Source organism: Salinarimonas sp., from assembly GCF_040111675.1.
Classification (GTDB): domain Bacteria; phylum Pseudomonadota; class Alphaproteobacteria; order Rhizobiales; family Beijerinckiaceae; genus Salinarimonas.
Genome location: NZ_CP157794.1, coordinates 5,082,239 through 5,108,004, shown reverse-complemented (window position 1 = coordinate 5,108,004; position 25,766 = coordinate 5,082,239). Strand labels below are relative to the sequence as shown.

Genomic DNA, 25,766 nt, shown 5'->3' with positions numbered 1-25,766 from the left:
CGCCCCTCACCCCCGGCCCCTCTCCGCGAGGGAGAGGGGCTAGGGGCGCGGGGCGGTCGGAACCCGCGCGGACCGTCGCGACACGCTCCGCCCCCCGCTCCGGAGAGGCGGAAAGAGCCTCACGCCTCCAGCCGCTTCATCACGATGGTGGCGTTGGTGCCGCCGAACCCGAAGGAGTTCGAGAGCACGCAGCCCAGCGAGAGGTCGTCGCGGCGTTCGCGGACGATCGGCATGTCGGCGAAGGACGGGTCGAGCTCCTCGATGTTCGCCGAGGCGCAGATGAAGCCGTGGTTCATCATCATCAGCGAGTAGATCGCCTCCTGCACGCCGGTCGCGCCGAGCGAGTGGCCGGTGAGCGACTTCGTGGCGGCGATCGGCGGGCACTTCTCGCCGACGCCGAAGACCTCGCGCAGGGCCTCGATCTCCTTCTCGTCGCCGACCGGCGTCGAGGTGGCGTGCGGGTTGATGTAGTCGACCGGGACCTTCACGGTCGCGAGCGCCTGGCGCATGCAGCGCACGGCGCCCTCGCCCGAGGGCGCGACCATGTCGTAGCCGTCGGACGTGGCGCCGTAGCCCACGACCTCGCCGTAGATCTTCGCGCCCCGCGCCTTGGCGTGCTCGTATTCCTCGAGAACCAGCACGCCCGCGCCGCCGGCGATGACGAAGCCGTCGCGGTTGACGTCGTAGGCCCGCGAGGCGACCGCCGGGCGGTCGTTGTACTTGGTCGACATGGCGCCCATGGCGTCGAACAGGTTCGACATGGTCCAGTCGAGATCCTCGCAGCCGCCGGCGAAGACGACGTCCTGCCGGCCCATGGCGATCGTCTCGTAGGCGTTGCCGATGCAATGGTTCGACGTCGCGCAGGCCGACGAGATCGAGTAGTTCACGCCCTTGATCTTGAACCAGGTCGCGAGCGTGGCCGAGGCGGTGGAGGACATCGCCTTGGGCACGGCGAAGGGCCCGATGCGCTTGGGCCCCTTGTCCTGGGTGATCGCCGCGGCCTCGACGATGACGCGCGTCGAGGGGCCGCCCGAGCCCATGACGATGCCGGTGCGCTCGTTCGAGACCTCGTTCGGCTCGAGCCCCGAATCGGCGATGGCCTCGTCCATGGCGACGTGGTTCCAGCCCGTGCCGCGGGCGTGGAAGCGCATGGCGCGGCGGTCGACCTTCTCCTCGGGCACGACGCGCGGGGCGCCGTGCACCTGGCATCGGAAATTACGCTGGGCGTAGTCCTCGGCGAAGACGATGCCCGAGCGTCCCGCGCGCAGGCTGTCCAGCACCTGGGCGCAATCGTCCCCGATCGAGGAGACGATGCCCATCCCGGTGACGACGACGCGCCTCATCGGTACTTTCCTCCCTCTCGGCCCCTGCAGGGCTCTTCGGCCGCCTCAGCCGCCGGCCGCGTCCGCCTGGAACAGGCCGACGCGCAGATCCTTCGCCTCGTAGATGCGCCGCCCGTCCGCCTCGAGGAAGCCGTCGGCGATGCCGAGGACCAGCTTCGAGCGGAAGACGCGCTTGAGGTCGACGCCGTAGACCACCTTCTTCACGCTCGGCAAGACCTGGTCGGAGAACTTCACCTCGCCGACGCCGAGCGCCCGGCCGCGGCCCGGCGAGCCCGACCAGCCGAGAAAGAAGCCGCAGAGCTGCCAGAGCGCGTCGACGCCGAGGCAGCCCGGCATCACGGGATCGCCCTTGAAGTGGCAGGCGAAGAACCAGAGGTCGGGCCGCACGTCGAGCTCGGCGCGCACGTGCCCCTTGCCGTAGGCGCCGCCGTCCTCGCCGATGGAGGTGATGCGGTCGAACATCAGCATGGGGGGCAGCGGCAGCTGCGCATTGCCCGGTCCGAACAGCTCGCCGCGGCCGCAGGCCAGCAGCTCCTCGTAGGAATAGGCGGACTTCTTCTCGAGCGGCTCACTCATGGATCGATGCCGGTCCTCTGCTCTTGGGGCGCCGTAACGCGCCCCGGTGCGTCGCGAGCGGTCCTGGTAGCACACCAAGGCGCGAAGGCGAAAGCGGCGATCGGGCCTCCACGAACCCTCGCGACCCGGTATCCGCCGGGAGCGGTGCGCCCGAGACGATCCCCAGGACCGCGCCTTTTCGTCCCAAGGCTGCGTCTCCGTGCTTCACCGGGTTGCGAGCGCGCGCATTCGACCCTATCAATACGGAAACGAACGCCCGCCCGCGGCGTTCCGGCTCAGCTCCTCGAGAGGCGTCACGGCTCCGACATGGATCACAGCCCTCACATGACACCCGGTTCGGTCACCGGCCGCAGCGGCTGCCCGCTGTCGAACCTGCGCGACAAGCTGCGGCGCGTCGGCCTGCGGCCGACCCGCCAGCGCGTTTCGCTGGGCTGGCTTCTGTTCGGCAAGGGCGATCGGCACATCACCGCCGAGATGCTCTACGACGAGGCCATGCGCGCCCGCGTGCCGGTCTCGCTGGCGACCGTCTACAACACGTTGCATCAGTTCACCGAGGCGGGCCTGCTGCGTCAGCTCGCGGTGGACGGCGGCAAGGCCTATTTCGACACGAACCCGACCGAGCATCATCACTTCTTCGTCGAGGGCGAGGAGGAGCTGATGGACGTGCCGACCCAGGGCGTGACGGTGCTCGACATGCCGGAGCCGCCCGAGGGCTACGAGGTCGCCCGCGTCGACGTCGTCGTGCGCCTGCGCAGGAAGGACGAGCGCTCGCCCGAGCGCAGGGGCGCCTGATCTTCGGGCGTCCGGGCCGCGCGGTCCCGTCTTCCGGTTCCGTCCCACGAGGAGAGCGCGCCCGTCGGCGCGCTTTTTCGCGTGCGGCGCCCGCTCAGCCGAGCCGCTCGGCGACCAGCGCCTCGAGGCTGCGCAGATCCTTGACGAAGCCGCGGATGCCCTCCGCCAGCTTCTCGGTCGCCATCGCGTTCTCGTTGAGGGCGAAGCGGAAGGCCTTCTCGTCGAGCCGCATCCGCGCCGGCGCGTCGGCCGCGGCGTCGGGCGAGAGCCTGCGCGGCAGGTCGCCCTCGTCGGCGGCCAGCGCCTCGATCAGCTGCGGCGAGATCGTCAGCCGGTCGCAGCCGGCCAGCGCCTCGATTTCCCCGACGTTCCGGAACGATGCGCCCATCACCACGGTCTCGATCCCGTGCGCCTTGTAGTAGGCGTAGATGCGTCTCACCGAGAGCACGCCCGGATCGGTCTCGGCCTCGTAGGGACCGCCGCCCGCCTTGACGTGCCAATCGAGGATGCGTCCCACGAAGGGCGAGATCAGGAAGGCGCCGGCATCGGCGCAGGCCGCCGCCTGCACGAGCGAGAACAGGAGGGTGAGATTGCAGTCGATCCCCTCCGTCTGGAGGATCTCGGCGGCGCGGATGCCCTCCCAGGTCGAGGCGAGCTTGATCAGGATCTTCTCGCGCGGCACGCCGCGCGCGGCGTAGTCCGCGATCAGCGCCCGCGCCTTGGCGACGCTGCCCTGCGTGTCGAAGGAGAGGTCCGCGTCCACCTCCGTCGAGACGCGGCCCGGCACGATGGCCGCGAGCTCGGTCCCGAAGGAGACGGCGAGCCGGTCGCAGACAGCGGCCACCACCGCCTCGCGCGCGCCCCCGTGCGCGCGGCCCCACCGGAGCGCCTCCTCGACGTGATGCGCGTAGGCGGGATCGTTCACCGCCTTCAGCAGCAGGGTGGGGTTGGTCGTGCAGTCCTGCGGGGCGAGGCGGCGTACCGCTTCGATGTCGCCGGTATCGGCGACGACGACCGTCATGTCGCGCAGCTGCGCGAGCTTCGAGGCCATGGTCTTGCTCCGGGTCGGGTGCGCGCGGGCCGGCGCGCGGGCATGGCGGGCCTTCTACCGCCGGATGGGGTCTCGACGCAACGCGATCAGGGCCGCACCGGCGCGATCGGGTAGGGCGCGGCGCGCAGCCAGGGGCCGCCGATCGGGGCCTCGACCACGAGATGCGCGACGCCCGCGCCGAGCATCCAGTCCGGCAGCGCGAGCTCGAGGGAGAGGACGCCGGTGGCGTCGACCTGGCCGCGCGCGAAGAGCAGGGCCGACCCGGGGCGCGGCCCGCTGCCGACGAGCGCGCTCGCGCCGGGCGGAAGGTTCGTCGCGAAGAGCCGAACGCGCGCGTCGAGCGGGCCCCCGATCGGGATCACGCGAAGCGGCGGCACGCCCGCCCCGCCCGCCGGCGGGTCGTCGAGCGTGGGCGTCTCCGGCCGGCCCTGCGCCGCGGCGCCGGGGATGGTCAGGGTGACGCCCAGCGGCACGACGTTCGGATCGCGGATGGCGGGGTTCGCCTGGATCAGCGCCTGCGGGGTCACCCCGCAGCGCGCGGCGATGTTGGTGAGCGTGTCGCCGACGGCCACCGTGTGCGTCGCCCCGCAGCCGTTCGTCTGCGCGCCCGCGCTCGTCGCGCTCGCCGACAGCGCGGCGGCGAGCGCCACCGCCGTGGCGGTCCGCCTCGCCGTATTCGTGCCCCTGCCCGTCGCCATGCTCGGCAACGCCGATCCGAACCTGGCGTTCCGCCGCTTGCGCATCGCGCGCGGCTGCGCTTGATAGCGGGGCATGGACATCCTCGTCATCGGCGCCGGCGTGGTCGGCCTCGCAGCGGCCAGGAGCCTCGCGCTTCGTGGTCATACCGTGATCGTGGCCGAACGCACGACCGGCATCGGCTCCGGCGTTTCCTCGCGCAACAGCGAGGTCGTCCATGCCGGGTTGTACTACCCGTCGGGCTCCCTGAAGGCGCGACACTGCGTCGCCGGGCGCCGTATGCTGTACGCCTATTGCGCCGAGCGCGGCGTCCCCGCACGAAAGCTCGGCAAGCTGATCGTCGCGACCAGCGACGCGGAAGCGGAGAAGGTCGCCGCCATCCACGCCCAGGGCGAGGCGAACGGGGTGGAGAACCTGCACCTCGTCTCCGGCGAGGAGGCGCGGGCCATGGAGCCGGCGCTCGCCTGCGTCGGGGCGCTGCATTCGCCCGAGACCGGCATCGTCGACAGCCACGCCCTGATGCTGGCGCTCCAGGGCGAGATCGAGGATCACGGCGGCGCCCTCGCCGTCATGACGCCCATCGACCGGCTCGTCTTCCGGGACGGCGCCTGGGAGGTCGTGGTGGAAGGCGAGGCGCACCGCTTCGACGCGGTGGTCAACGCCGCCTCGCTCGGCGCCCAGGCCATCGCACGCGCCACCGAGGGCTTTCCGGCGGAGGCGATCCCGAAGCTCGTCCTCGCCAAGGGCAACTACTTCGCCTGCGCGGGAAAGCCGGCCTTCACCCGGCTGATCTATCCCGCGCCGGTGGACGGCGGGCTCGGCGTGCACCTCACCCTCGACCTCGCCGGGCGCATGCGCTTCGGCCCGGACGTCGAGTGGATCGAGGGGGAGGATTACGACGTCGACCCGCGCCGGGCGGAGAGCTTCTACGCCGCCATCCGGCGCTACTGGCCGGATCTCCCCGACGGCGCGCTCACCGCCGATTATTGCGGCATTCGCCCCAAGCTCACCGGCCCCGGCGAGCCGGCCGCCGATTTCATGATCGCGGGCGAGACGGCGCACGGCCTGCCGCGGCACGTGGCGCTGTTCGGCATCGAGAGCCCGGGGCTGACGTCGGCCCTGTCGCTGGGGGAGGCGGTGGCGGAGGCGGTGGAGGGGTGAGCCGGGCCGTTGTCGGCGGCTCGGATCGGGGGTAATCCTGATCTACGATGGCGCGCGAATCCGTGCGCCCCAGGAGCCCTCCCGGCCATGTGCCGCTTCCTCGCCTACCGGGGCGACCCGGTCTTCATCGCCGATCTCGTCTGCGCGCCGAAGCACTCGCTCGTGCACCAGTCGCTCCACGCCGAGGAGGCGAAGACCGAGACGAACGGGGACGGCTTCGGCATCGGCTGGTACGGCGAGAAGCCGGAGCCGGGGCTCTATCGGGAGATCCGCCCCGCCTGGTCGGACGAGAACCTGGCGAACCTCTCCGAGCAGGTGCGCTCGCGGCTGTTCTTCGCCCATGTCCGCGCCTCGACCGGCACGGCGACGACCCGGGCCAATTGCCACCCGTTCAAGCACGGCCGGCACCTGTTCATGCACAACGGCCAGATCGGCGGCTACGGCCGGATCCGAAGGCGGCTCGAGGCGCTGATCCCGGACGGGCTCTACGACGCGCGGGAGGGCGGCACCGATTCGGAGGCGCTGTTCCTCGTCGCCCTCGCGAACGGGCTCGCCGAGGACCCGATCGGCGCCATGGCGCGCACCCTCGCCGTCGCCCGCGGGCTCGTCCGCGCCGCCGACATCGACGAGCCGCTGCGCTTCACCGCCGCCTATACCGACGGCGAGACCCTCGTCGCCTGTCGCTGGGCCTGCGACGACCGCCCGCCGTCGCTCTATTGGCGCGAGACGGAGGCCGGCCTCCTCGTCGTGTCCGAGCCGATCGACGACAGCCGCGAGGGCTGGCGGGAGATTCCGCGCGGCTGCACGCTCGTGGCGCGGCCGGGAAAGCCCGTCGTCCTCGACTGCATGCGCAGCGCCCTCGCGCGGGAAGCGGCGTGACGTCGGCCGAGCGCCGGCTGTGCATCACGCAAAGTTAAGATGATCAGGCGCAAATACCTGCCGAGTCGAAGCGGGTATTCGCCATGCACCGAACCGCCCTTTCAGCTGCCTATATCCTGATCATTCTGCTTCTTTTCTGGTCAGGACCGGCCTACGCCGCGCAGGATCTCGCGGCGCGTCTCGACGCCACCTGGGTCATGACCGCGGCTGCGCTGGTCCTCCTGATGCAGATCGGGTTCATGCTGCTCGAGGCCGGCGCCGTGCGCACCAAGAACGCCGTCAACGTGGCGCAGAAGAACCTCCTCGACTTCGTCTTCGCCGTCCTCGCCTTCGCCGCGATCGGCTTCGCCATCGCCTTCGGCGGGGCCATGGACGACCTCGCGACCGTGCTGGACAGCCGGTTCGTGCTGTTGCGCGATCTCGGCCCCGAGGAGATCGGCTTCTTCGTCTTCCAGGTGATGTTCTGCGGCACGGCCGCGACCATCGTCGCGGGGGCCGTGGCGGAGCGGATGCGCCTGTCCGCCTACGTCGTGTGCACGCTCGTCCTCGCGGCGCTGATCTATCCGGTCTTCGTGCACTGGACCTGGGGCGCGGCCTTGTACCCCGCGCCCGGCGCCTGGCTCGGCGCGCTCGGCTTCGTCGATTTCGCCGGCTCCACCGTGGTCCATGCCACCGGCGCCTGGGTGGCGCTCGCCGCCTGCATCGTGCTGGGGCCGCGAGCGGGCCGCTTCGATGCGAACGGCGCGCCGGTGCGCATCGCCGGGCACAGCCCCGTGCTCTGCGCCGCGGGCGCGCTCGTGCTGTTCGTCGGCTGGCTCGGCTTCAACGGCGGCTCGACGCTCGCGGCATCCGACGCCGTGGCCGGCATCGTGCTGAACACCATCCTCGCCGGCGCCGCCGGCGGCGCCGCCGGCTATCTGCTCGGCTGGACGCGCCGGCGGCTGCCGCCGGAGCGTTCGGTCAACGGCCTTCTCGGCGGGCTCGTCGCCGTCACCGCCGGCTGCCACGTGCTCGAGCCGGCCGCGGCGGTGCTGGTGGGCTTTCTCGGCGGGCTCGTCGCGAACGCGGCGAACCGCCTGCTCGAGACTCGGCTGCGGATCGACGACGCCGTGGGCGCCATCGGCGTGCACGGCGCCGCCGGAGCGTTCGGGACGATCGCTCTGGCGCTGCTCGCGCCGCTGGCCGATCTGCCGGCGGGCGATCGCCTCGCCCAGCTCGGGATCCAGGCGCTGGGCGTCGGCGTCAACGCCGTCTGGGCCTTCGGCCTCGGCGTCCTCGCGCTGGCGACGCTCGCGCGCCTCGCCCCGATTCGGGTGGCGGTCGAGGAGGAGGAGGCAGGCCTGAACCAGGCCGAGCACGCCACCCGGCTCGGCACCGGCCATGTCGAGGACGCCATGCGCTCGCTGGTGCGCGGCGACATCGATCTCGCCGCGCGCCTGCCCGTCCAGGACGGCGACGACGCCCAGACGCTCACGCGGCTGTTCAACCGCCTGATGGACGCGCTTCAGGCCGCCGAGGCGCGACGCGGCGACGAGACCGAGCGACGGCGGGCGGAGGAGGAGGCGGCGCGCCTCGCGGCCTTCGCCGACGCGAGCTTCGAAGGCATCCTGCTCCTGCACGACGGCGTCGTCGCGGACGCCAATTCGGCCGCGGAGATCCTGTTCGGCGCGCGGGTCGCCGATCTGCGCGGCCGCGCGCTCGCCGCCCTGGTGCCCCCGAGCGACTGGCCGGACCTGCGCCGGCGTCTCGAGAGCGCCGACGGCGTGCCGCACGAAACGCGGGTGCGCGGCGCCGGCGGGGCGCCGATCCCGGTCGAGGTCCGCAGGCGGGTCATCACCTTCCGGGGCGCCGAGGCGCAGGTCCTCGCCGTCGCGGATCTGCGCGAGCGGCGCGCGGCGGAGGCGCGCATCTACCATCTCGCCCTGCACGACCCTCTCACCGACCTGCCCAATCGCGAATCCTTCAACCGTCGCCTCGCCGCCCTGATCGAGCGCCCGCAGCACGACCACACGACGGCGGCGCTGCTCCTCGTCGATCTCGACCGATTCAAGGACATCAACGATCTCTACGGCCACCCCGCCGGGGACGCCGTGATCGGCGCCGTGGCGGAGCGGCTGCGCGGCTTGTGCCGCTCGGAGGACTGCGCCGCGCGGCTCGGCGGCGACGAGTTCGCGATGATCCAGACCGGCCTCGTCTTCGCGACGCAGGCCGCGGACCTCGCTCATCGCGTGCTGCGCGAGATCGCGCGACCCGTGACGCTGCCGAGCGGCCAGGAGATCCGCCCCTGCGCCTCGATCGGGCTCGCGCTCTTCCCCGATCACGCCGGGGACGCGGAGGGGCTCTTCCACACCGCCGACACGGCGCTCTACGCCGCGAAGAACGCCGGTCGCAACGGCTACGCCGTCTACGAGCCCGGCATGGGCGAGGCCCAGCGCCGCCGCAAGCGCCTGGGATCGGCGCTCGCCGGGGCGGTGGAGCGCGGCGAGCTGACGCTGCACTACCAGCCGCGGCTCGATCTCGTCACGGGCCGGATCGTCTCCTACGAGGCGCTGCTGCGCTGGACCGCGGAGGACGGGCCGGTGCCGCCGAGCGACTTCGTTCCCGTGGCCGAGGAGACGGGCCTGATCGTGCCCGTGGGCGCCTTCGCCCTGCGCGAGGCCTGCCGTGCGGCGGCCCGCTGCTTCCCCGAGGCGGGGGTGAGCGTCAACGTCAGCCCGCGCCAGTTCCGCGATCCGGATTTCCTCGAGACCGTGACGGGCGCCCTAGAGCAGATTCTCACCACTCGGGTTCATATCCTGCTGCGGTGAAGAAGTTCGCGCATTCCTCTGGCGGGAAGGCTTCGATGGCGTCGGCGACGGCGCTCCAGAGGGCGTCGCGCGTCCGGGCGGCGACCTTCCTGAGCAGGGCCTTCAGCTTGGCGAAGGCGTTCTCGATGGGGTTGAAGTCCGGGCTGTAGGGCGGCAGGAAGCGCAGCTCGGCTCCGGCCGCCTCGATGGCCTCGCGCACGGCGGGGGTCTTGTGGCTGGCGAGGTTGTCCATGATCACCACGTCGCCGGGGCTCAGCGTCGGAACCAGGACCTGCTGGACGTAGGCGAGGAAGCTCGCCGCGTTGATCGCGCCGTCGATCAGCATCGGCGCGTCGATCCCGCCGATCCTGAGCCCGGCCACGAAGGTCGTGGTGCGCCAATGGCCGTGAGGGATGCCGGCGCGCAGGCGCTCGCCTTCGGGGGCGCGGCCCCGCAACCGCGCCATCTTGGTGTTGAGCCAGGTCTCGTCGATGAAGATCAGCCGCTGCGGGTCGAGCTCGGGCTGCTCCTCGAACCAGGCCTCGCGGGCCGCGGCGACGTCGGCGCGGTCCTGCTCGCTGGCGTGGCCGGACTTTTTTTGAACGTCAGGCCGTGGCGGCCGAAGAAGCGGTGCACCGTCGAGGGCGCGAAGCGCTCGCCGTGCTCGCGCTCGAGCCGCTCGGCGATCTCGACGAGGGTGAGATCCGGCGCCTCCTCCACCATCGCGAGGATGACCGGGCCGAGCGCCTCGATCCGCCCGGACCGCGTGTCGCCGCCTTGCGCCCGCGGCGCGACCGAGCCCGTCTCGCGCCGAAGGTTGAACCACTTCACCGCCGCGGACGGCGCGATCCCGAAGCGGTCCGCCGCGGCCCGGCGGCTCATGCCGGCATCGACCGCAGCGAGGACGCGCTGCCTCAGATCCATCGAGAGGGGCTTCGTCATGGCGGCTGGCCTCCTCCGCCAGCCTCTACCGTGAATCACGAACTGGCCTCGAAGGGAATCCCCCGCGCGATTCCATCAGGAAGCGATCTGCTCTAGAGGAAGCCGGCCTGCCGGCCGCGCGGCTCGAGCTCGAGGTCACCGAGAGCGTCCTCGTCGACGACGACAAGCGCGCGATCGCGATCCTCAAGGCGCTGGAGCGTCTGGGCGTGCGCATCGCGCTCGACGATTTCGGCACGGGCTATTCCTCGCTCTCCTACCTGACGCGGTTCCCCTTCGACGCGATCAAGATCGACCGCTCCTTCATCCGCGCCATGAGCGAGGACGAGAGCGCCTGGCACATCGTCCAGTCGGTGCTGCGGCTGTCGGAGGGGCTCGGCGTGCGCGTCGTGGCGGAGGGCGTGGAGACGCCCGGCCAGCTGCTGCGGCTTCTCGCGCGGGGCTGCGACGAGGTGCAGGGCTACCTGATCGCGCGGCCGGCGCCCCTGGACGCGCTCCTGCGCGCGACGCCGGACGGCCTGCTCGCCCTGCTTCGCGATCCGGGCGCGGCCGCGGCGGATCTCGGCGTCGTGCTCGAGGCGGCGGCGGAGCGGATGAAGCGTGGAGAGCGGGAGGGGGAGCGGCGCGCGGGGTGAGGCTAGAGACCGAATTGCGCCTTCAACGTCGCGAGGTCCGCCACCAAGGTGTCGCGCATCTTCATCGTGTAGATGCGCGCGATCTTCCCGTCGTTCTGCCGCTCCACGATCTTGCGTAGATCCGACAGGCGAGCCTGCCAGGTCGTGCCGTCCGTGACGAAAAGGAGCTGCTGATCGTGGCGCTTGGCGTCGATAATGGCGTCGAGGTCGCCGATGATGTCCGTCATCTTGGATCCCGTCGCACCGTAGCCTTTCGTCTCGACGATGATCCGTGGGCGCGTGCTGTCCGGGATGGCGAAGTCGCACTTGGCGCGACGGCCGCGAACGCCGTCGAAGACGCAACGAGCGCGATAGCCGTCCGCTCCGAAAACTTCGACCAGGGCCGCTTCGACGAAATCCTCCAGCCCTCGTCCCCGGCGCTGCCCCTGGATCGCCGAACCCCGCCCCGAGCGCAGCCGCTCGACCAAGATATCGCTCCAGACCGGCTCGTAATTCACGGCGCGCGTCATCGCCGCCGGGAGGCCGAGCCGCTCGAAGGCATCGAGAAACGCGGTGCGATCCGTGGCGAAGCGCTTCGCTCCGATGCCGCCGGGCCCGAGCTCCCCGCGCAGGGCGACCTCCATCTGGTCTTTGGAGAGCGCCAGGAAGAGGCGGGCGCATATCATGCCCTCCTCGAAGTTCGCGTCGAGAAGGGCCGAGATGTCCTCGCGGCCGAAAGCCTCCTTGATGGGGAGTGCCGCGAGCTTCGCGATCACGCCTCCTGCCACCTTGTCCATCCAATCGACGGCGAGCGGGCTGAGCGCCGCGACGACTTCGTCCAAGCTCTGTTCGACGACTTTCATTCGCGCCCGACGACGAGATATTCGGTGACCCGTGCACGTTCTACCGAAGCGTGCGTTCCGAAATGATATCGATGCGAACGCTCGAAAATGTCAACCCTGCGCTTGTAGCGGCGGAGGAGCTCCTCGAGAACGTCCAGGTCGGGATAGCCGTTGGAAGAGTAGGACAGCACGATGGTGCTCTTCGAGAAGCGCGCAAACATGCGCTCGAACGCATCCACGGCCGTCCGTCGGTAGCTGAACGGCGTGAAGCGCTTGGCGATCTTCTTCACCTTGGTCCCGTGCAGGATCTCGAGGCCCTGCCAGTAGCAGGATAGCCCTTCGAGGAAATGGTACCGCTTCACATAGCAATTGTCGTCCGAACGCGGCACGTAGGGGGGATCGAGATAGACGAGATCGAAGCCGACGGGGTCGACGGCGAAGACGTCGGCCTGGAGCGCGCGATTGATCCGCCCGTTGTCGAACACGGCGGCGTTGAACACGGCGACCTGCTCGCGGAAATGCTCCTCCAGCGAGAGACGCAGATCCCGCCTGCCGTCGTCGTAATGGGCGAGGTCCCCCGACACGGTGAACACTCCGCGGGGCTGCTTCTTCAAGCAGGAGCGAAACAGCGCGGCATAGGCGAGAGCGCGCGCGTCCTGATCGTCGAGCCCGCGCAGTCCTGCGGAAGCGCGATCGAGAAAGGCGCGGTCCTCCGCGGTGAAGAACACGCCTGCGAAGGTCCGTGCGACGAAGTCGTCGACATCGGCGCGCAAGGAGAGGATCGCATCGATATCGGCCGTGTCGAGGGTCCGCGTGCCGTTCGCAACCGTCGCCTGCGCGATGAGGCTCGTGAAGCTGAGGAAATCGGATGCCGTCACCCGCCGCCCCATCGCCTTCATCAAGTAGGCGACGCAGCCGGTGCCCGAGAACGGATCGAGCGCCGTCTCGAAATCGAGCGTCGCGAGCACGTCGTGGATCCAGGGGATCAGCCGGCGCTTCGACCCCATGTACCGGAGTTCCGGATAGACGAGCGCTCGCGCCGGCGCGCCGCTCGGCCGGACCGCATCGGCTGGAGCCGCGGTCGAACAGGTCTCGTCGTCGGGATCGCGCAGCAGCATGAGTGGAAGGCCGGTCAGGTCATGGCATTGCGTCCAGCCTAGCAGCGCACGCGCCTTCTGTGAACAAACAGGGAATATTTATCCCCGATCTTTTTTGCAAGCCGCGCGCGCCCGCCCCGTCACGGCCGATCCTCCGGCATGAAGTCGAGCCGCGCCGCCTTCACCTCGCGCACGAGGAAGTCCATCATCGCGCGGATGCGGGCGATGTCCTTCAGGTCGGCGTGGACGATCAGCCAGTAGGAGCGCGAGAAGCTGGTCTTCTCGGGCAGGATCTGGACGAGGCGGGGGTTTCGGGCGGCGACGTAGTACGGGAGCACGCAGACGCCCGCGCCGGCGAGGGCGGCCTCCATCTGGGTCACCAGGGAGGACGAGGCGATCTTGGCGCGCAGCCCCTTCGAGACCTCGTCGAGATAGTCGAGCTCGGGCGTGAAGATCAGATCGTCGATGTAGCCGATGACCGGATGGTCCTGCAGGTCCTCCGGCGTCTCGATCGGCTTCGAGCGGTCGAGATAGTCCTGGGTCGCGAAGACGCCGAGCTTGTAGTCGGTGAGCCGGCGGGCGACGATCTTGCCCTCCTTCGGCGGGGCGAGCGAGATGGCGATGTCGGCCTCGCGCTTCGAGAGCGAGAGCAGCCGCGGCATGGCGACGATCTGCAGCTCCAGGTCCGGGTACTGCTTGGCGAGATCCGCCGTGCGCGGGGCGAGGAACATGGTGCCGAAGCCGTCCGGCGCGCCGATGCGCACCGTGCCCGAGAGAGCGAGGTCCGCCCCGCCGATCTCCGAGGAGACCGCCAGCGCCTGCGTCTCGATCGCCTCGGCCTTGGCGAGGAGGCGCTCCCCGTGCTCGGTCAGCGCGTAGCCCTGGGGCCGGCGCTCGAACAATTTCGCCTTCAGCGCGTCCTCCAGGGCGGTGATGCGGCGCGAGACCGTGGCATGGTCCGCACCGAGACGCCGCGCGGCGACGGTGAGTCGGCCGACCCGCGCCACGGCGAGAAAGAAGCGCAGGTCGTCCCAATCGAAGCGACTCATGATAGACTCCACTCGAAGGTCCCGGCGGAGGCGAAGCGGCGGACCGGCCCCCGGGGGCGTTTCCCCAGCGTTATGGTGCGTGCAGTTTCGCACGTGACGGCTTCGATTTCTCCTATAGCTGTGCAAATATCGCAAATGATATCGGTATGCCGCGAGAGCAAGGGAGGCGTGCACAATGCGCACGGTTGGACATTTCATCGGCGGACGCGAGGTCGAAGGCTCCTCGGGGCGCTACGGCGACGTCTACGAGCCCATGACCGGCGAGGTGAAGGCGAAGGTCGCGCTGGCCACCCGTGACGAGGTGCGCGCCGCCGTCGAGAACGCGCTCGAGGCGCAGCCGGCCTGGGGCGCGACGAACCCGCAGCGCCGCGCGCGCGTGTTCATGAAGTTCGTCGACCTGCTCAACCGCAACATGGACGAGCTCGCCGACATTCTCGCACGCGAGCACGGCAAGACGGTCGCCGACGCCAAGGGCGACATCCAGCGCGGGCTCGAGGTCTGCGAGTTCGTCATCGGCATCGCCCATCTGCAGAAGGGCGAGTACACCGAGGGCGCGGGGCCGGGCATCGACATGTACTCGATGCGCCAGCCGCTGGGCGTCGTGGCCGGCATCACGCCGTTCAACTTCCCCGCCATGATCCCGATGTGGAAGTTCGCCCCGGCCATCGCCTGCGGCAACGCCTTCATCCTCAAGCCGTCCGAGCGCGATCCGGGCGTGCCCATGCGCCTCGCCGAGCTGATGCTCGAGGCCGGCCTGCCGGCGGGCATCCTCAACGTCGTCAACGGCGACAAGGAGGCGGTGGACGCCGTCCTGGAGGACCCGGACATCAAGGCGGTGGGCTTCGTCGGCTCCTCCGACATCGCCCAGTACGTCTATGCCCGCGCGGCGGCGACCGGCAAGCGCGCCCAATGCTTCGGCGGCGCCAAGAACCACATGATCATCATGCCCGACGCCGACATGGACCAGACGGTCGACGCCCTGGTCGGCGCCGGCTACGGCTCGGCGGGCGAGCGCTGCATGGCGGTCTCGGTCGCGGTGCCCGTCGGCCAGGCCACCGCCGACCGGCTGCTGGAGAAGCTGATCCCGCGCGTCGAGAGCCTGAAGGTCGGCCCCTCCACCGATCCGAGCGCCGATTTCGGCCCGCTGGTGACCAAGGCGCACCTCGACAAGGTGAAGTCCTACGTCGACCTCGGCGTGCAGGAAGGCGCGAAACTCGTGGTCGACGGCCGGGACTTCTCGCTGCAGGGCTACGAGAAGGGCTTCTACATGGGCGGCTGCCTGTTCGACGAGGTCACGCCGGACATGCGCATCTACCAGGAGGAGATCTTCGGCCCGGTCCTCTCGGTGGTGCGCGCCAAGGACTACGCCGAGGGCCTGCGGCTCGCCAACGACCACCAGTACGGCAACGGCGTCGCCATCTTCACCCGCGACGGCGACGCGGCCCGCGACTTCGCGGCCAAGGTGAACGTCGGCATGGTGGGCGTGAACGTGCCGATCCCGGTGCCGCTCGCCTACCACACGTTCGGCGGCTGGAAGCGCTCCGGCTTCGGCGACCTGAACCAGCACGGCCCGGACGCGATCCGCTTCTACACCAAGACGAAGACGGTGACGGCGCGCTGGCCCTCGGGCGTGAAGGAAGGCGCGGAGTTCGTCATCCCGACGATGCAGTGACGGCCGGCGCGGGTTCCCGCAGACGAGCGTCGAGAGGGGCGCCCGCCGGAAGGCGGGCGCCCCTCTCGCGTTTACGGCGGGCGGCGGGGTGCCGCTTCCGAGCGCCCGGCCGCGTGCGCACGAAAAAAGCCCGGGGCGCGGCAGCCCCGGGCTTCGTCGTGTCCGATCCTCGCGGGATCAGAACTTGTAGTTCAGGCCGCCGCGGACGGTCGAGAACTCGGCGCCGGCGCTGGGCGTGCCGGCGGCGCCGAGGTTGTAGGTCTCGTCGTCGAGGTCGGTGTAGAGGTACTCGACCTTGGCGGTGAGGTTGTTGGTGAAGGCGTGCTCCAGGCCGGCGCCCAGCGTCCAGCCGACATGCGTGTTGTCGTCGGACGCGATGCCCGGGAGCGTCACCTCGGCGCCGCCGTAGGCGAGACCGCCGGTGGCGTACAGGAAGGTGCGGTCGAAGGCGACGCCGCCGCGGGCGCGGGTCGTGCCGAACCAGTCGAGCTGGGCGTCCGAGCCCGCCGGGATGGCCAGCGACAGGCGGTCGGCCTCGAAGTTGGCCCACTGCAGGTCGGTCTCGAGGCCGACCACGAAGTTGCCGAACTGGACATTGTAGCCGAGCTGGCCGCCGCCGACGAAGCCGTCGGCGTCGCCGAACAGCGCGCCGCCGGTGCCGGTGAAGTCGCCCCAGGCGTAGCCCGCGTTCACGCCGGCGTAGAAGCCGGTCCAGGTGAAGACGGGGGCGACGGGGACGAAGGGGGCCGGCTCGGTGCGCACGGGCAGGTCGGCGGCGAGGGCGCCGGCCGAGAACGCGACGAGGGCCGTGGAGGCGATGAGCAGACGTTTCATTCTGAGGTCCTCATGTACTGGGATGTCGCCTCGATATCGCGACTCGGGGGCCTCGCGAAAGTGCTCCAGAATGGTTTCCAAGCAATTGATCCGGTGCGTGCTATTTCTGCAACGAAACCACAGATCAAACACTTGGCCGTCTTCAAGTCGTCCCACTAGTGGCGAAAATGTGGCGGTGAGATTACGGGTAAATACGCGCTCGACGACTTTAACCATTTGGTAACCGCTGTCCGCGCGGCGCGGTCGCGTTGACAGGTGGGCCGGCGGCTGCGATTGCCTCGTGCCATGCCGATCCTGCACGTCTGCCCCCTGTCCCGCCTGGAGGAGACCGTCTTCGAGACGGGCGCCTCGCATCTCGTCACGCTGGTGAGCGTCGGCACCGCCATGACGCGCCCCGCCGCCATCGCGGAGGGCCGGCACCTGACGCTGTTCATGTCCGACATCATCGAGCCGCGCGAGGGCCACGTCCTGCCGAGCGTCGAGCATGTCGAGCAGCTCCTCGCCTTCGTGAGCGGCTGGGAGCGCACGGCGCCGATGGTGATCCATTGCTGGGCCGGGATCAGCCGCTCCACGGCGAGCGCCTTCGCCGCCGCCTGCGCGCTCGCGCCCGAGCGCGACGAGGCCGCGATCGCGCGGGCCCTGCGGGCGGCCTCGCCCATGGCGACGCCGAACCGCCGGATCGTCGCCGTCGCCGACGACATTCTCGGCCGGCGCGGACGCATGGTCGACGCCGTCGACGCCATCGGCCGCGGCGCGGACGCCTTCGAGGGCGCGCCCTTCAGCCTCTCCCTGACCTGACGGATCGCCGCCGCCGCCACCGCCGCGTGGCGAGCGGACGCGGATTTCGCTCTCGCTTCGCCTCCGGAGCATCGTCTCGTCCACCGACCGGATACCGCTCGGTGGGATGATGCTCTATGGATGAGGCGCGATGCCGCACGAGCGGCCGTCCGGGGGCGCGATCCACGTGAGCGACGACCTGTTCTTCCTCCTCATCGGGCTCGTCCTCCTGGCGATCCCGTCGCTCGCCGTCGCGGGCGTGGTGATGGGCTACACCGCGCGCCAGCGGGTGCGCGCCCTGGAGACGCGTCTCGCGCTCGCCGAGCGGGAGATGGCCGCGTTGCGCAGCGCGCAGCACGCGCCGCCGCGCCGCGATGCCACGCCCGAGGAAGCCCCGCGTCCCGCGCCCGAGCAGGACCTCGCCGCGCGCCCCCCGCAGGCGACGCCCGCGCCGCCGCCGCTTCCCCCGCCGCTGCCGCCCGCGGCGGCCGCGGCGCGCCCAACGCCGGAGCCCGAGACGGCCGTGGCGCGGCCCGGCTTCGAGGAGCGCTTCGGGACCCGCTGGGCCGTCTGGATCGGCGGGCTGGCGCTGGCGCTCGGCGGGATCTTCCTGGTGCGCGCCTCGATCGAGGCGGGGCTGCTCGGCCCCGCCGCCCGCATCGGCCTCGGTGCGCTGTTCGCGCTCGCGCTCATGGCCGGCGGCGAGATCCTGCGCCGGCGCACGGCGCCGATACCGGCCTTCGGCGGCGCCTATGCGCCCGGCGCGCTCACGGCGGCCGGCGCGACCACCGCCTTCGCCGTCACCTATGCCGCCTTCGCGCTCTACGGCTTCATCGGCCCGACGCTGGCCTTCGCGCTGCTCGCCGCCATCGCGCTCGGGACGATGGTCGCCGCCGCCCTGCACGGGCCGGCGCTCGCGGCGCTCGGGCTGCTCGGCGCGCTCGTCGCGCCGCTCCTGATCGAGACCGACGCGCCGAACGCCTGGGCGCTGATCGCCTATCTCGCCTTCGTCGCCGCCTCCGCCTACGGCGTCGCGCGGCTGCGGCGCTGGCGCTGGCTCGCCGTATCGACGGCGGTCGGCGCGGGATTGTGGACCGTGCCCGTCGGCTGGATCTCGGTCATCGATCAGGCCCCGACCCTCGCCCATGTGGCGCTGCAGATCGCGCTGGCGGCGGGCGCCTTCGTCGTCCTGCCCTACGGGCGCGATCGCGCCCCGCGCCCGCAGGTCGACGCGGTGGCGACCGCCGTGCTCGCCGGCTTCGCCACGCTCGCGATCCTGATCTTCACCGATGATTGGGTCGGGCCGGTGGAGCGCATCGCCTTCGGCGGCGTCCTCGCCGCGATCCTGGTCGCGGCGGGCCTGCGCTTCGCGCCCGCGGCGGCGGGGCCGCTGATGGGCGCGGCGATCGTCGGCGGCGCGCTCGCCTTCTGGCCCGTGGCGGACGAGATCGTCGACGAGCCGACCCGGGTCCTTCCCGGCGGGATCTCCCGCCCGCCCCTGCCGGAGGCGCTCGAACTCTTCCTCGCCTTCGCCGCGCTCGCGTCCCTCGCCATCGCGGGGGCGGCGATCGCGCGCCTCCTGCGCGGCGCGGCCCTGCCCCGCTGGCCCGCTTCCCTCGTCGCCGCGGCGGCATCCGGCGCGCCGCTCTTCGTGCTCGTCGTGGTCTATTGGGCGCTCACCGACCAGTTCCGCGTGCTGGAGGCCGCGCCGGTCCTGCCCTTCGCGGCCGTGGCGGGCGCGATCGCCGCGGCCTACGCGGCCCTCGCCGCCTGGCTTCAGCGCACGAGCGCCGAGGCCGACGGCGAGACGCCGGCGCGGCTGCTTCTCGCCGGCTCGGCCGCGGCGGCGCTCGCGGCGCTCTCCGCCGGCTTCGTCTTCACCCTCGACCGCGGCCTGCTCACGGTCGCCCTCGCCCTCGCGGCGCTGGGGAGCGCCTTCGTCGCCGATCGCACCCGCATCCCGACGCTGCGCCTGGCGGTGGGCGTGCTGGGCTTCGTCGTGCTGATGCGTCTCGTCGACGATCCGACCATCGCCGAGGATCCCGGCCGGACGATCCTCCTCAACTGGCTCCTCGTCGGCTACGGCGTCCCGGCGGTCGCCTTCGCGCTCGCCGCGCGCCTCCTCGACCGCACCCGTCGCGACAACGTCTCGCGCTTTTCCGAGAGCCTCGCCTTCGTCTTCGGCGCCTTCCTGGTCTTCTTCCAGATCCGCCACGCGCTCCACGGCGGCGACCCGCTCGCGCCGACGGTGGACCATCTGGAAGCCGGCCTGATGGCTACGGCGGCGCTCGCCTTCTCGACGCTGGCGACGCGGATCGACCTCCTGCGCCGGGACCCGGTGACAACCTGGGGCAGCCTCGCCTTCGCGGCGCTCGCGCTCGCCTTCGTGGCGGGCGGGCTCGGCATCGCCGCGAACCCGCTCCTCACCGACGAGGCGATCGTCGGCGGGCCGATCTTCAACTCCCTGCTTCCGGCCTACCTGCTGCCCGCCGCGCTCGCCGCCGGGCTCGCCTACGCCGCGCGGGGCGCGCGGCCGCCCTGGTTCGTGGAGGCCGCGGGCTGGCTGTCGCTGGCGCTCGGCACGGCCTGGGTCGGCCTGGCGATAAGGCAGGCGGCGCAGGGCGCGCGGATCGGGATCGAGCGGGCGGCGACCGAGGGCGAGATGTGGGCCTATTCGGCGGCCCTGATCGGGCTCGGCATCGCCGCGCTCGCCGCCGGCTTCGCGCGCGAGGACCGGCGCGCCCGCCTGGTCGGCGTCGCCTTCTTCGCGGCGGCGGTGCTGAAGGTGTTCCTGATCGACCTCGCCAATCTCGAGGGCGTGATGCGCGCCGTCTCCTTCATCGGGCTCGGCCTCGCGCTGGTGGCGATCGGCCTCGCCTATCAGCGCCTCGTCGCCCGCAGGCCTCCGCCTGCCGGCGCCGCGGGTGCGTGACGCGGGATCAGCCCTTCGTCCGGTCCGGCGGCAGGCCCCACGGGCCGGGGGCGCTCCCGCCGCCGCCCGGGAAGGGGGTCGGCAGCGGACCCCAAGGCCCTCCCGAAGCGCCTCCCGAAGCGCCTCCCGAGCCGGTGCCGCCCGAGACCGGCTTCGGCGTCTCCCCCGCCGCGCCCTCCGCCTCCGGGAACGGCACGGCGGGGCTCGTCTGCGGCGGCGGCAGGCGGCCGCCGGCGTTCTTCACCAGGGCCTCGACCCGGTCCTCGATCGAGGGATGCGTCGCCATCAGGGCCATGAAGCCGCGGCGCGGGTTCTCGACGCACATCTCCATCACCATGGCCGGCGCGCGCTCGAGATCGGCGTTGCCCTTGATCTTGAGCAGCGCCGAGATCATCGCGTCCGGCTTCTTCGTCAGCTCCACCGCGCCCGCGTCGGCCATGTATTCCCGCGCTCGCGACAGCGCGAAGCGGATCACCAGCGAGAACACCCAGGCGATCACGATGATGGCGATGGCGATCAGGAAGGCGATCGCCGCGCCCTTGCCGCCGCGCCCGCCGCGATTGCGCGAGACGCCGCCCCGCGGGCGCATGCCGAAGCGCATGGAGCGGAAGGTGAGCTCGCCCACGAAGCTGATCACCCCGGCGACGACGACGGCGATCATCATCAGCCGGACGTCCTCGTTGCGGATATGGGTGAGCTCGTGCGCCATCACGGCCTCGATCTCGTCGTCGTCGAGGCGCTCGATCAGACCCCGCGTGAGGGTCACGGCGTATTGCTTCTGCGTGATGCCGGAGGCGTAGGCGTTGAGCGCCGGGCTCTCGACGATCTTCAGCCGCGGCGTGGTCATGCCGCGCGAGATGCAGAGGTTTTCCAGCATCCGGTAGAGCCTCGGGTCGTCCTCGCGGGAGAGCTCCCGCGCGCCGGTCGTGGCGTCGACCACCTTGGCGTTGATCATCACCGAGAAGCCGACCCAGACCAGGGTGCCGACGACGAGCCCCGGCGCCCAGAAGACGAGATCCTCCAACGCGCCGGCGAGCAGCACGTCCAAAGGCGCGCCCTCGAGGTCGGCGCTCGCGCGCACGAGCAGCGCCAGCGCGTAGCCGAGCAGCAGCACCAGCACGAACAGGCCCGCGATCAGGAGGCCGGAGCGGAACCGGTTCGCGCGGATATGGCTGTAGAGCCCGAAGACGGGCGTCATCGCCGCCTCCTCGTTGGTCTGCGCAGGACGCGCGCGAGGTCCGGAACCTCCCGCGCGCGGGTCAGAACTTCACCTGCGGCGCGACGTTCATCTCCGCCCGGCGGTCCTCGCCGACGTCGAAGAACTCGCGTTCGGAGAAGCCGAGCGATTTCGCGAACAGCACGGCGGGGAAGGACTGGATCGCGGCGTTGAACTCGCTCACCGCGTTGTTGAAGAAGCGCCGCGCCGCGGCGAGCTTGTCCTCGACGTTGGAGAGCTCGCTCTGGAGGCCGAGGAAGTTCTGGTTGGCCTTGAGGTCCGGATAGGCCTCCGCCAGCGCGAACAGCCGCCCCAGCGCGCCGGTGAGCATGGTCTCCGCCGCCGCCTGGTCCGCGGGGCCCTGCGCCTGGGTGGCGCGGTTGCGCGCCGAGATCACCGCGTCGAGCGTCTCGCGCTCGTGCGCGGCGTAGCCCTTCACCGTCTCCACCAGGTTCGGGATCAGGTCGTGGCGCTGGTGCAGCTGCACGTCGATGTCGGCATAGGCCTGGTCCACGCGCTGGCGCATGGCGACGAGGCCGTTGTAGGTGACGATGCCGTAGACGACGATCAGCGCCACGACGCCGAGGATGATCCATTCCATTGCCGTCGCTCCCCCGAAGCGCGCTGTTTTCCGGTGGCGGCGAGCCTAGCCGCGCAGTGACGAAAATCCAGTGAATAGACGGGGGATGGCGGCGCGGGGTTCACTGCGCCGCCAGCAACGCCCGCCCGTCGCTCGCCGCGATCGTCGTCTCGACGAGCCGGCCCGGCTGCGGCGCCTGCGGGAAGCGCACCAGCGCGAAGGTCTCCGTGCGTCCCACGCCGCCGCGCTCGGTGAGCACCAGCCGGCGCGCGCCGACCTCGGCCGCGAGATGGGCGGCGAGCGCGGCCTCGCCCGCCTCGCGCAGGCGCCGCGCGCGCTCCTTGACCACCGGACCGGGGACCGGGGGCATGCGCGCGGCCGGGGTGCCGGGGCGCGGCGAATAGGGGAAGACGTGGAGATGGGTGAGCCCGCATTCCGCCACGAGATCGAGGGAGCGGGCGAACATCGCCTCGGTCTCGGTGGGAAAGCCCGCGATGACGTCCGCCCCGAACACGATTTCGGGCCTGGCCGCGCGCAGCTCGGCGCAGAGGCGGATCGCGTCCGCGCGGGAATGGCGGCGCTTCATGCGCTTGAGGATCAGGTCGTCGCCCGCCTGCAGCGACAGGTGCAGGTGCGGCATCAGCCGGGGCTCGGTGGCGATCGCCTCGACGAGATCGGGGTCCACCTCCACCGAATCGATGGAGGAGAGGCGCAGCCGCGGCAGGTCCGGGACCGCGGCGAGGATGGCCTTCACCAGCGCGCCGAGGCGGGGCGCGCCGTCGAGATCGCCGCCCCAGCTCGTCAGGTCGACGCCGGTGAGGACGACCTCCAGCGCGCCGGCTTCCACCTGGGCGCGCACGGTCTCGATCACGACCGGCAGCGGCACGGAGCGGGAATTCCCCCGGCCGAAGGGGATGACGCAGAAGGTGCAGCGGTGGTCGCAGCCGGTCTGGACCTGGACGAAGGCGCGGGTGCGCCCCCGCGGCGGCGCGGCGTCCGGGGCGCGGGCCGTGCGCGCCTGCATCACGTCGGAGAGGAGGCGGCGCGGCGCGTCGGGCCGCGCGAGGCGCGTCCAGGTTTCGGCCTCGAGCTTCTCTTCGTTGCCGACGAGGTGGGCGACCTCCGGCATCGCCGCGAAGGCGTCCGGCTCCACCTGCGCCGCGCAGCCGGTGACGACGACGCGCGCCCCGGGCCGCTCGCGCCCGATCCGGCGGATCGCCTGGCGGGCCTGGCGCGTCGCCTCGGTGGTCACGGCGCAGGTGTTGACGACGACCGCGTCGGTGAGGCCCGCCGCCTCCATGCGCCGGGCGATCGCCTCGCTCTCGGCGATGTTCAGCCGGCAGCCGAAGGTGTGGATCTCCGGCGCGGGAGGGGCGTCGGCCCCCGCCATCAGGCGCTCTCCGCGCGATCCGCGAACAGAGCGGGGGCGAACCGGCCCTCGTGCTCGAGCGCGACGGGCCCCGTCATCAGCACGTGGTCGTCGCGCTCGCGCCAACGGATCGTCAGCTCGCCGCCGGGCAGCGCCACCACGGCCTCGCGCCCGGTGAGCGTCTTGCGCGCGGCGGCGACGAGGGCGGCGCAGGCGGCCGAGCCGCAGGCCCGGGTGATGCCCGCCCCGCGCTCCCAGACGCGCAGCCGGATGCGGCTCTCCGAGACGATCTCGGCGAGGGAGATGTTCGCGCGCTCGGGAAAGATCGGGTGGTTCTCGAGCAGCGGGCCGATCCTGGCGAGATCGTAGGCGTCGACGTCGTCGACGAAGAAGATCGCGTGGGGATTGCCCATGTTGACCGCCGCCGGCGAGTGCAGGATCGGATCGTCGATCGGGCCGATCTGCAGCTCGATGGTGCGGGTATCCGGGAAGGGGTCGCGCAGGGGGATGTCCTGCCAGGCGAGCTTCGGCGCGCCCATGTCGACGGTGAAGGTCCACTCCCCGTCGATCGTGACGGGCAGGACGCCCGCCTTCGTGCGCAAGGTCAGCGTCGTCCTCGCGGGGTCGCCCATCGCGGGATCGCGCGTCAGCGCCCAGGCGACGCAGCGGGTGCCGTTGCCGCAGGCGCCCGATTCCGAGCCGTCGGTATTGTAGATCTTCATGTCGGCGTCGACGCCGGTGATGCGCCCATCGTGCACGACCATCAGCTGGTCGAAGCGCGAGGCCGGATCGCGCGCGATCGCCCGCGCCTCCTCCGGCCGCACGCGTATGTCGGTCCCGCGCAGATCCAGCACGACGATCTCGTTGCCGATGCCGTTCATCTTGAGAAAGCGGCGGTGCGCGAGGGGGGACATGGGGCGATACCTGGGAAGCTGCCTGGGCGAGCCGGAACGGACGCGGCTACATATGCGACAGGGTGGAGCGGAATGCCAGGGGGGCTCGCCCCGCCGTACCGCTCCGTATATCGTCGCGGAGCCACCGGCAGGGGAGGAGGTCGCTTGGCAGGCATTCGCACGCAGGCACGGCATGCTCTGACGGCGCTCGCGATCGCCCTCGCGTCGGAATCCTCCGCCGCCGCGGCGCAGGACGGCGTCTTCGTCGCGCCGACGGTGGAGACGGTGCGGCTGGTGGACCGGCCGGCGGCTCTCCTGCGGGAGCGCGCGCCCTGGGACGACGTCTTCGCCGCCCTGCAAGAGGCCACGCGCGTCCTGGAGGACGGCCTCGCCGCCGGCGGGCTCTCCGCGGCCGGGGCGCCGCTCGTCGCCTTCGAGGGCGGCGACGATCTCATGGTCGGCTTCGTCTTGCACCTGCCGCTCGCCCGCGCGCCGGAGCCGGAAGAGGCGGACGCCGCGCTCGCCGCCGCCCCGCGTCTCGTTTTCGGGGCGACGCCGTCCGGCTACGCCATGCGCACGGTGCACGCGGGCGCCTACGCCGAGATCGGCGACGCCTACGAGGCGCTCACCGCCCATCTCGACCAGGAGGGGCTCGTCGTCGAGGACGTCTATTACGAGGAGCTGCTCGCGCTCGCCGCCGACGCCGAGGCGCCGGGATCGCGGATCGCGATCCTGGTCGTCCCGGAATGACGCCTCCTCTCAGAAACGGTTTCGGTGCTCCCATTGCCGCTCGCCGATCAGGCAGTCGGTCGGAACGTCGACCTGGGCGAGCTCGATCAACGGCTCGTCGGGCGCCTCGCCGGCGATCTCGAGCACGAGCTTGGTGCGGATCGCGTCGACGAACTCCTCGGGCGCGCGCACGGGCACGACGAAGGCCCCCGGGCCGCCGATGACGCAGTCGATGTAGTATTCGTCCAGATTGTGAATATCGAGATAGCCCGGCCGCTTGAGCATGATCGGGAGGCCGTTGATGGTCACGCCGCGCTCGATCGCGCGATCGCGCGCCACCGTCACCCAGCGACCCTCGTTGTTCGGCCCGTCGCCGGAGATGTCGATCACCTGGCGCAACGCCCGCACGCCGCTCTCCTCGAGCATCTCGAGCCCGAACTCGATGGCGTTGGAGATCGAGGTCCGGCGCGCCCGGTGGATGCGCTCGAACTCGAGGTCCTCGGCGAAGCGGACGGCGCTCTCCGGGCCGTCGACCAGCGTCCAGGGCACGATCACGTGCCGATCGGCGACGCCCGCCCATTCGACATAGGTAACCGCGATCTGCCCGATCAACCCGCGATCGATCGCCTCGTGCACTTCCGGCGAGCGCAGGGCCTCGACGAAGCCGGCGCGCTGGAGCTCCTGCTCGTCGGTGTCCATGGAGAAGGAGATGTCGACGGCGAGCACCAGCGCGACGTCCACCTCGGTCTCGGCCTGCGCGGTCCGAGCCGGCCCGACGCTCGCGACCGCAGCCGCGAGGAGAAGGGCGGTCAAGCCGCCCAGGCGGGAACTCCCGCCGACACGCAACGCCCACATCGCCTCGGCCTCCTCGTCTGGAGAGCCCCCCGAGCGCGGTTCAAGCGAGGAGCATGCCAGCCGGCGACGGATCGAGGCTAGTGG

Annotated in this window: 23 protein-coding genes; 9 read left to right on the top strand and 14 right to left on the bottom strand. The window is 71.4% G+C overall.

The features are described from left to right. Positions 1 to 119: 119 nt before the first annotated feature. Both fabB and fabA read right to left on the bottom strand, forming a co-directional pair. Positions 120 to 1,343, bottom strand: coding sequence for a beta-ketoacyl-ACP synthase I (fabB, locus tag ABL310_RS23700; protein ID WP_349369454.1), 1,224 nt, complete (start codon positions 1,341 to 1,343; stop codon positions 120 to 122). A 45-nt stretch (positions 1,344 to 1,388) separates the two neighbouring features. Next, positions 1,389 to 1,919 (bottom strand): 3-hydroxyacyl-[acyl-carrier-protein] dehydratase FabA, encoded by a 531-nt coding sequence (gene fabA, locus ABL310_RS23695; protein ID WP_349369453.1) that lies wholly within the window; start codon positions 1,917 to 1,919, stop codon positions 1,389 to 1,391. A gap of 324 nt (positions 1,920 to 2,243) precedes the next feature. Here fabA and irr point away from each other — a divergent pair, with 324 nt between their 5' ends. Beyond that, the gene (irr, locus tag ABL310_RS23690; RefSeq protein ID WP_349369452.1) at positions 2,244 to 2,711 is read left to right on the top strand and encodes a Fur family transcriptional regulator Irr; all 468 of its coding nucleotides are present in this window, start codon (positions 2,244 to 2,246) and stop codon (positions 2,709 to 2,711) included. A gap of 94 nt (positions 2,712 to 2,805) precedes the next feature. On the opposite strand, the gene tal is transcribed toward irr, so the two are convergent. Together tal and ABL310_RS23680 are read right to left on the bottom strand one after the other, a co-directional pair. Next, entirely contained in the window at positions 2,806 to 3,762 is a 957-nt protein-coding gene (gene tal / locus ABL310_RS23685; protein WP_349369451.1) for a transaldolase, read from the bottom strand. 86 nt (positions 3,763 to 3,848) lie between these two features. Beyond that, on the bottom strand, positions 3,849 to 4,535 hold the full coding sequence (locus tag ABL310_RS23680; protein ID WP_349369450.1) for a LysM domain-containing protein: 687 nt from the start codon (positions 4,533 to 4,535) through the stop codon (positions 3,849 to 3,851). Between ABL310_RS23680 and ABL310_RS23675 the strand changes: the two genes are divergently transcribed. The 3 genes from ABL310_RS23675 (at position 4,534) to amt (ending at position 9,305) form a co-directional block, all read left to right on the top strand. Further along, positions 4,534 to 5,619: an NAD(P)/FAD-dependent oxidoreductase gene (locus ABL310_RS23675; RefSeq protein ID WP_349369449.1), complete on the top strand. Its 1,086-nt coding sequence runs from the start codon at positions 4,534 to 4,536 to the stop codon at positions 5,617 to 5,619. The genes ABL310_RS23680 and ABL310_RS23675 overlap by 2 nt on opposite strands. 87 nt (positions 5,620 to 5,706) lie before the next feature. Then, positions 5,707 to 6,498: a class II glutamine amidotransferase gene (locus ABL310_RS23670; protein WP_349369448.1), complete on the top strand. Its 792-nt coding sequence runs from the start codon at positions 5,707 to 5,709 to the stop codon at positions 6,496 to 6,498. An 83-nt stretch (positions 6,499 to 6,581) separates the two neighbouring features. Next, positions 6,582 to 9,305: an ammonium transporter gene (gene amt / locus ABL310_RS23665; RefSeq protein ID WP_349369447.1), complete on the top strand. Its 2,724-nt coding sequence runs from the start codon at positions 6,582 to 6,584 to the stop codon at positions 9,303 to 9,305. On the opposite strand, the gene ABL310_RS23660 is transcribed toward amt, so the two are convergent. Next, a protein-coding gene (locus tag ABL310_RS23660; protein WP_349368028.1) for an IS630 family transposase occupies positions 9,274 to 10,226 on the bottom strand; the annotation gives its coding sequence in 2 pieces (ribosomal slippage) (positions 9,274 to 9,884 and positions 9,884 to 10,226; 954 coding nt in all). The genes amt and ABL310_RS23660 overlap by 32 nt on opposite strands. A 5-nt stretch (positions 10,227 to 10,231) precedes the next feature. Between ABL310_RS23660 and ABL310_RS23655 the strand changes: the two genes are divergently transcribed. Then, positions 10,232 to 10,858 carry an EAL domain-containing protein gene (locus ABL310_RS23655; protein ID WP_349372112.1) on the top strand — a complete coding sequence of 209 codons (627 nt, stop codon included), beginning with the start codon at positions 10,232 to 10,234 and terminating at the stop codon, positions 10,856 to 10,858. A 2-nt stretch (positions 10,859 to 10,860) separates the two neighbouring features. On the opposite strand, the gene ABL310_RS23650 is transcribed toward ABL310_RS23655, so the two are convergent. From ABL310_RS23650 to ABL310_RS23640, 3 genes are all read right to left on the bottom strand, one after another. Next, entirely contained in the window at positions 10,861 to 11,679 is an 819-nt protein-coding gene (locus tag ABL310_RS23650; RefSeq protein WP_349369446.1) for a DpnII family type II restriction endonuclease, read from the bottom strand. Positions 11,680 to 11,696: 17 nt separating this feature from the next. Beyond that, positions 11,697 to 12,686: a DNA adenine methylase gene (locus ABL310_RS23645; RefSeq protein ID WP_349369445.1), complete on the bottom strand. Its 990-nt coding sequence runs from the start codon at positions 12,684 to 12,686 to the stop codon at positions 11,697 to 11,699. A 230-nt stretch (positions 12,687 to 12,916) separates the two neighbouring features. Next, positions 12,917 to 13,825, bottom strand: a complete 909-nt coding sequence (locus tag ABL310_RS23640) for a LysR family transcriptional regulator (protein WP_349369444.1) — start codon at positions 13,823 to 13,825, stop codon at positions 12,917 to 12,919. Positions 13,826 to 14,000: 175 nt separating this feature from the next. Here ABL310_RS23640 and ABL310_RS23635 point away from each other — a divergent pair, with 175 nt between their 5' ends. Beyond that, positions 14,001 to 15,497, top strand: coding sequence for a CoA-acylating methylmalonate-semialdehyde dehydrogenase (locus ABL310_RS23635; protein WP_349369443.1), 1,497 nt, complete (start codon positions 14,001 to 14,003; stop codon positions 15,495 to 15,497). A gap of 177 nt (positions 15,498 to 15,674) precedes the next feature. On the opposite strand, the gene ABL310_RS23630 is transcribed toward ABL310_RS23635, so the two are convergent. Next, on the bottom strand, positions 15,675 to 16,331 hold the full coding sequence (locus ABL310_RS23630) for an outer membrane protein (RefSeq protein WP_349369442.1): 657 nt from the start codon (positions 16,329 to 16,331) through the stop codon (positions 15,675 to 15,677). Positions 16,332 to 16,616: 285 nt separating this feature from the next. Between ABL310_RS23630 and ABL310_RS23625 the strand changes: the two genes are divergently transcribed. Both ABL310_RS23625 and ABL310_RS23620 read left to right on the top strand, forming a co-directional pair. Beyond that, a complete protein-coding gene (locus ABL310_RS23625; RefSeq protein ID WP_349369441.1) occupies positions 16,617 to 17,129 on the top strand; it encodes a protein tyrosine phosphatase in 513 nt (170 codons plus the stop codon). 130 nt (positions 17,130 to 17,259) lie between these two features. Beyond that, positions 17,260 to 20,040 carry a DUF2339 domain-containing protein gene (locus tag ABL310_RS23620; RefSeq protein ID WP_349369440.1) on the top strand — a complete coding sequence of 927 codons (2,781 nt, stop codon included), beginning with the start codon at positions 17,260 to 17,262 and terminating at the stop codon, positions 20,038 to 20,040. A gap of 7 nt (positions 20,041 to 20,047) precedes the next feature. Here ABL310_RS23620 and ABL310_RS23615 read toward each other — a convergent pair whose 3' ends face one another. The 4 genes from ABL310_RS23615 to dapF all read right to left on the bottom strand — a co-directional run bounded on the left by ABL310_RS23615 (position 20,048) and on the right by dapF (position 24,119). Continuing rightward, positions 20,048 to 21,238 (bottom strand): M48 family metallopeptidase, encoded by a 1,191-nt coding sequence (locus tag ABL310_RS23615; protein WP_349369439.1) that lies wholly within the window; start codon positions 21,236 to 21,238, stop codon positions 20,048 to 20,050. 61 nt (positions 21,239 to 21,299) lie between these two features. Next, a complete protein-coding gene (locus tag ABL310_RS23610) occupies positions 21,300 to 21,857 on the bottom strand; it encodes a LemA family protein (RefSeq protein WP_349369438.1) in 558 nt (185 codons plus the stop codon). A gap of 100 nt (positions 21,858 to 21,957) precedes the next feature. Beyond that, positions 21,958 to 23,226, bottom strand: a complete 1,269-nt coding sequence (gene mtaB / locus ABL310_RS23605; RefSeq protein WP_349369437.1) for a tRNA (N(6)-L-threonylcarbamoyladenosine(37)-C(2))-methylthiotransferase MtaB — start codon at positions 23,224 to 23,226, stop codon at positions 21,958 to 21,960. Then, the gene (gene dapF / locus ABL310_RS23600) at positions 23,226 to 24,119 is read right to left on the bottom strand and encodes a diaminopimelate epimerase (protein WP_349369436.1); all 894 of its coding nucleotides are present in this window, start codon (positions 24,117 to 24,119) and stop codon (positions 23,226 to 23,228) included. Before dapF ends, mtaB begins: the two co-directional genes overlap by 1 nt. A 144-nt stretch (positions 24,120 to 24,263) precedes the next feature. Between dapF and ABL310_RS23595 the strand changes: the two genes are divergently transcribed. Then, positions 24,264 to 24,848: a hypothetical protein gene (locus ABL310_RS23595; RefSeq protein WP_349369435.1), complete on the top strand. Its 585-nt coding sequence runs from the start codon at positions 24,264 to 24,266 to the stop codon at positions 24,846 to 24,848. Positions 24,849 to 24,857: 9 nt separating this feature from the next. Here ABL310_RS23595 and ABL310_RS23590 read toward each other — a convergent pair whose 3' ends face one another. Next, entirely contained in the window at positions 24,858 to 25,682 is an 825-nt protein-coding gene (locus ABL310_RS23590; RefSeq protein WP_349369434.1) for a DUF1194 domain-containing protein, read from the bottom strand. Positions 25,683 to 25,766: the final 84 nt, after the last annotated feature.

Coding starts and splice junctions, on each gene's coding strand:
- fabB (WP_349369454.1), bottom strand. CDS start 1,343: ATGAGGCGCGTCGTCGTCACCGGGATGGGCATCGTCTCCTCGATCGGG.
- fabA (WP_349369453.1), bottom strand. CDS start 1,919: ATGAGTGAGCCGCTCGAGAAGAAGTCCGCCTATTCCTACGAGGAGCTG.
- irr (WP_349369452.1), top strand. CDS start 2,244: ATGACACCCGGTTCGGTCACCGGCCGCAGCGGCTGCCCGCTGTCGAAC.
- tal (WP_349369451.1), bottom strand. CDS start 3,762: ATGGCCTCGAAGCTCGCGCAGCTGCGCGACATGACGGTCGTCGTCGCC.
- ABL310_RS23675 (WP_349369449.1), top strand. CDS start 4,534: ATGGACATCCTCGTCATCGGCGCCGGCGTGGTCGGCCTCGCAGCGGCC.
- ABL310_RS23680 (WP_349369450.1), bottom strand. CDS start 4,535: ATGCCCCGCTATCAAGCGCAGCCGCGCGCGATGCGCAAGCGGCGGAAC.
- ABL310_RS23670 (WP_349369448.1), top strand. CDS start 5,707: ATGTGCCGCTTCCTCGCCTACCGGGGCGACCCGGTCTTCATCGCCGAT.
- amt (WP_349369447.1), top strand. CDS start 6,582: ATGCACCGAACCGCCCTTTCAGCTGCCTATATCCTGATCATTCTGCTT.
- ABL310_RS23645 (WP_349369445.1), bottom strand. CDS start 12,686: ATGGGGTCGAAGCGCCGGCTGATCCCCTGGATCCACGACGTGCTCGCG.
- ABL310_RS23640 (WP_349369444.1), bottom strand. CDS start 13,825: ATGAGTCGCTTCGATTGGGACGACCTGCGCTTCTTTCTCGCCGTGGCG.
- ABL310_RS23635 (WP_349369443.1), top strand. CDS start 14,001: ATGCGCACGGTTGGACATTTCATCGGCGGACGCGAGGTCGAAGGCTCC.
- ABL310_RS23630 (WP_349369442.1), bottom strand. CDS start 16,331: ATGAAACGTCTGCTCATCGCCTCCACGGCCCTCGTCGCGTTCTCGGCC.
- ABL310_RS23625 (WP_349369441.1), top strand. CDS start 16,617: ATGCCGATCCTGCACGTCTGCCCCCTGTCCCGCCTGGAGGAGACCGTC.
- ABL310_RS23620 (WP_349369440.1), top strand. CDS start 17,260: ATGCCGCACGAGCGGCCGTCCGGGGGCGCGATCCACGTGAGCGACGAC.
- ABL310_RS23615 (WP_349369439.1), bottom strand. CDS start 21,238: ATGACGCCCGTCTTCGGGCTCTACAGCCATATCCGCGCGAACCGGTTC.
- ABL310_RS23610 (WP_349369438.1), bottom strand. CDS start 21,857: ATGGAATGGATCATCCTCGGCGTCGTGGCGCTGATCGTCGTCTACGGC.
- mtaB (WP_349369437.1), bottom strand. CDS start 23,226: ATGGCGGGGGCCGACGCCCCTCCCGCGCCGGAGATCCACACCTTCGGC.
- dapF (WP_349369436.1), bottom strand. CDS start 24,119: ATGTCCCCCCTCGCGCACCGCCGCTTTCTCAAGATGAACGGCATCGGC.
- ABL310_RS23590 (WP_349369434.1), bottom strand. CDS start 25,682: ATGTGGGCGTTGCGTGTCGGCGGGAGTTCCCGCCTGGGCGGCTTGACC.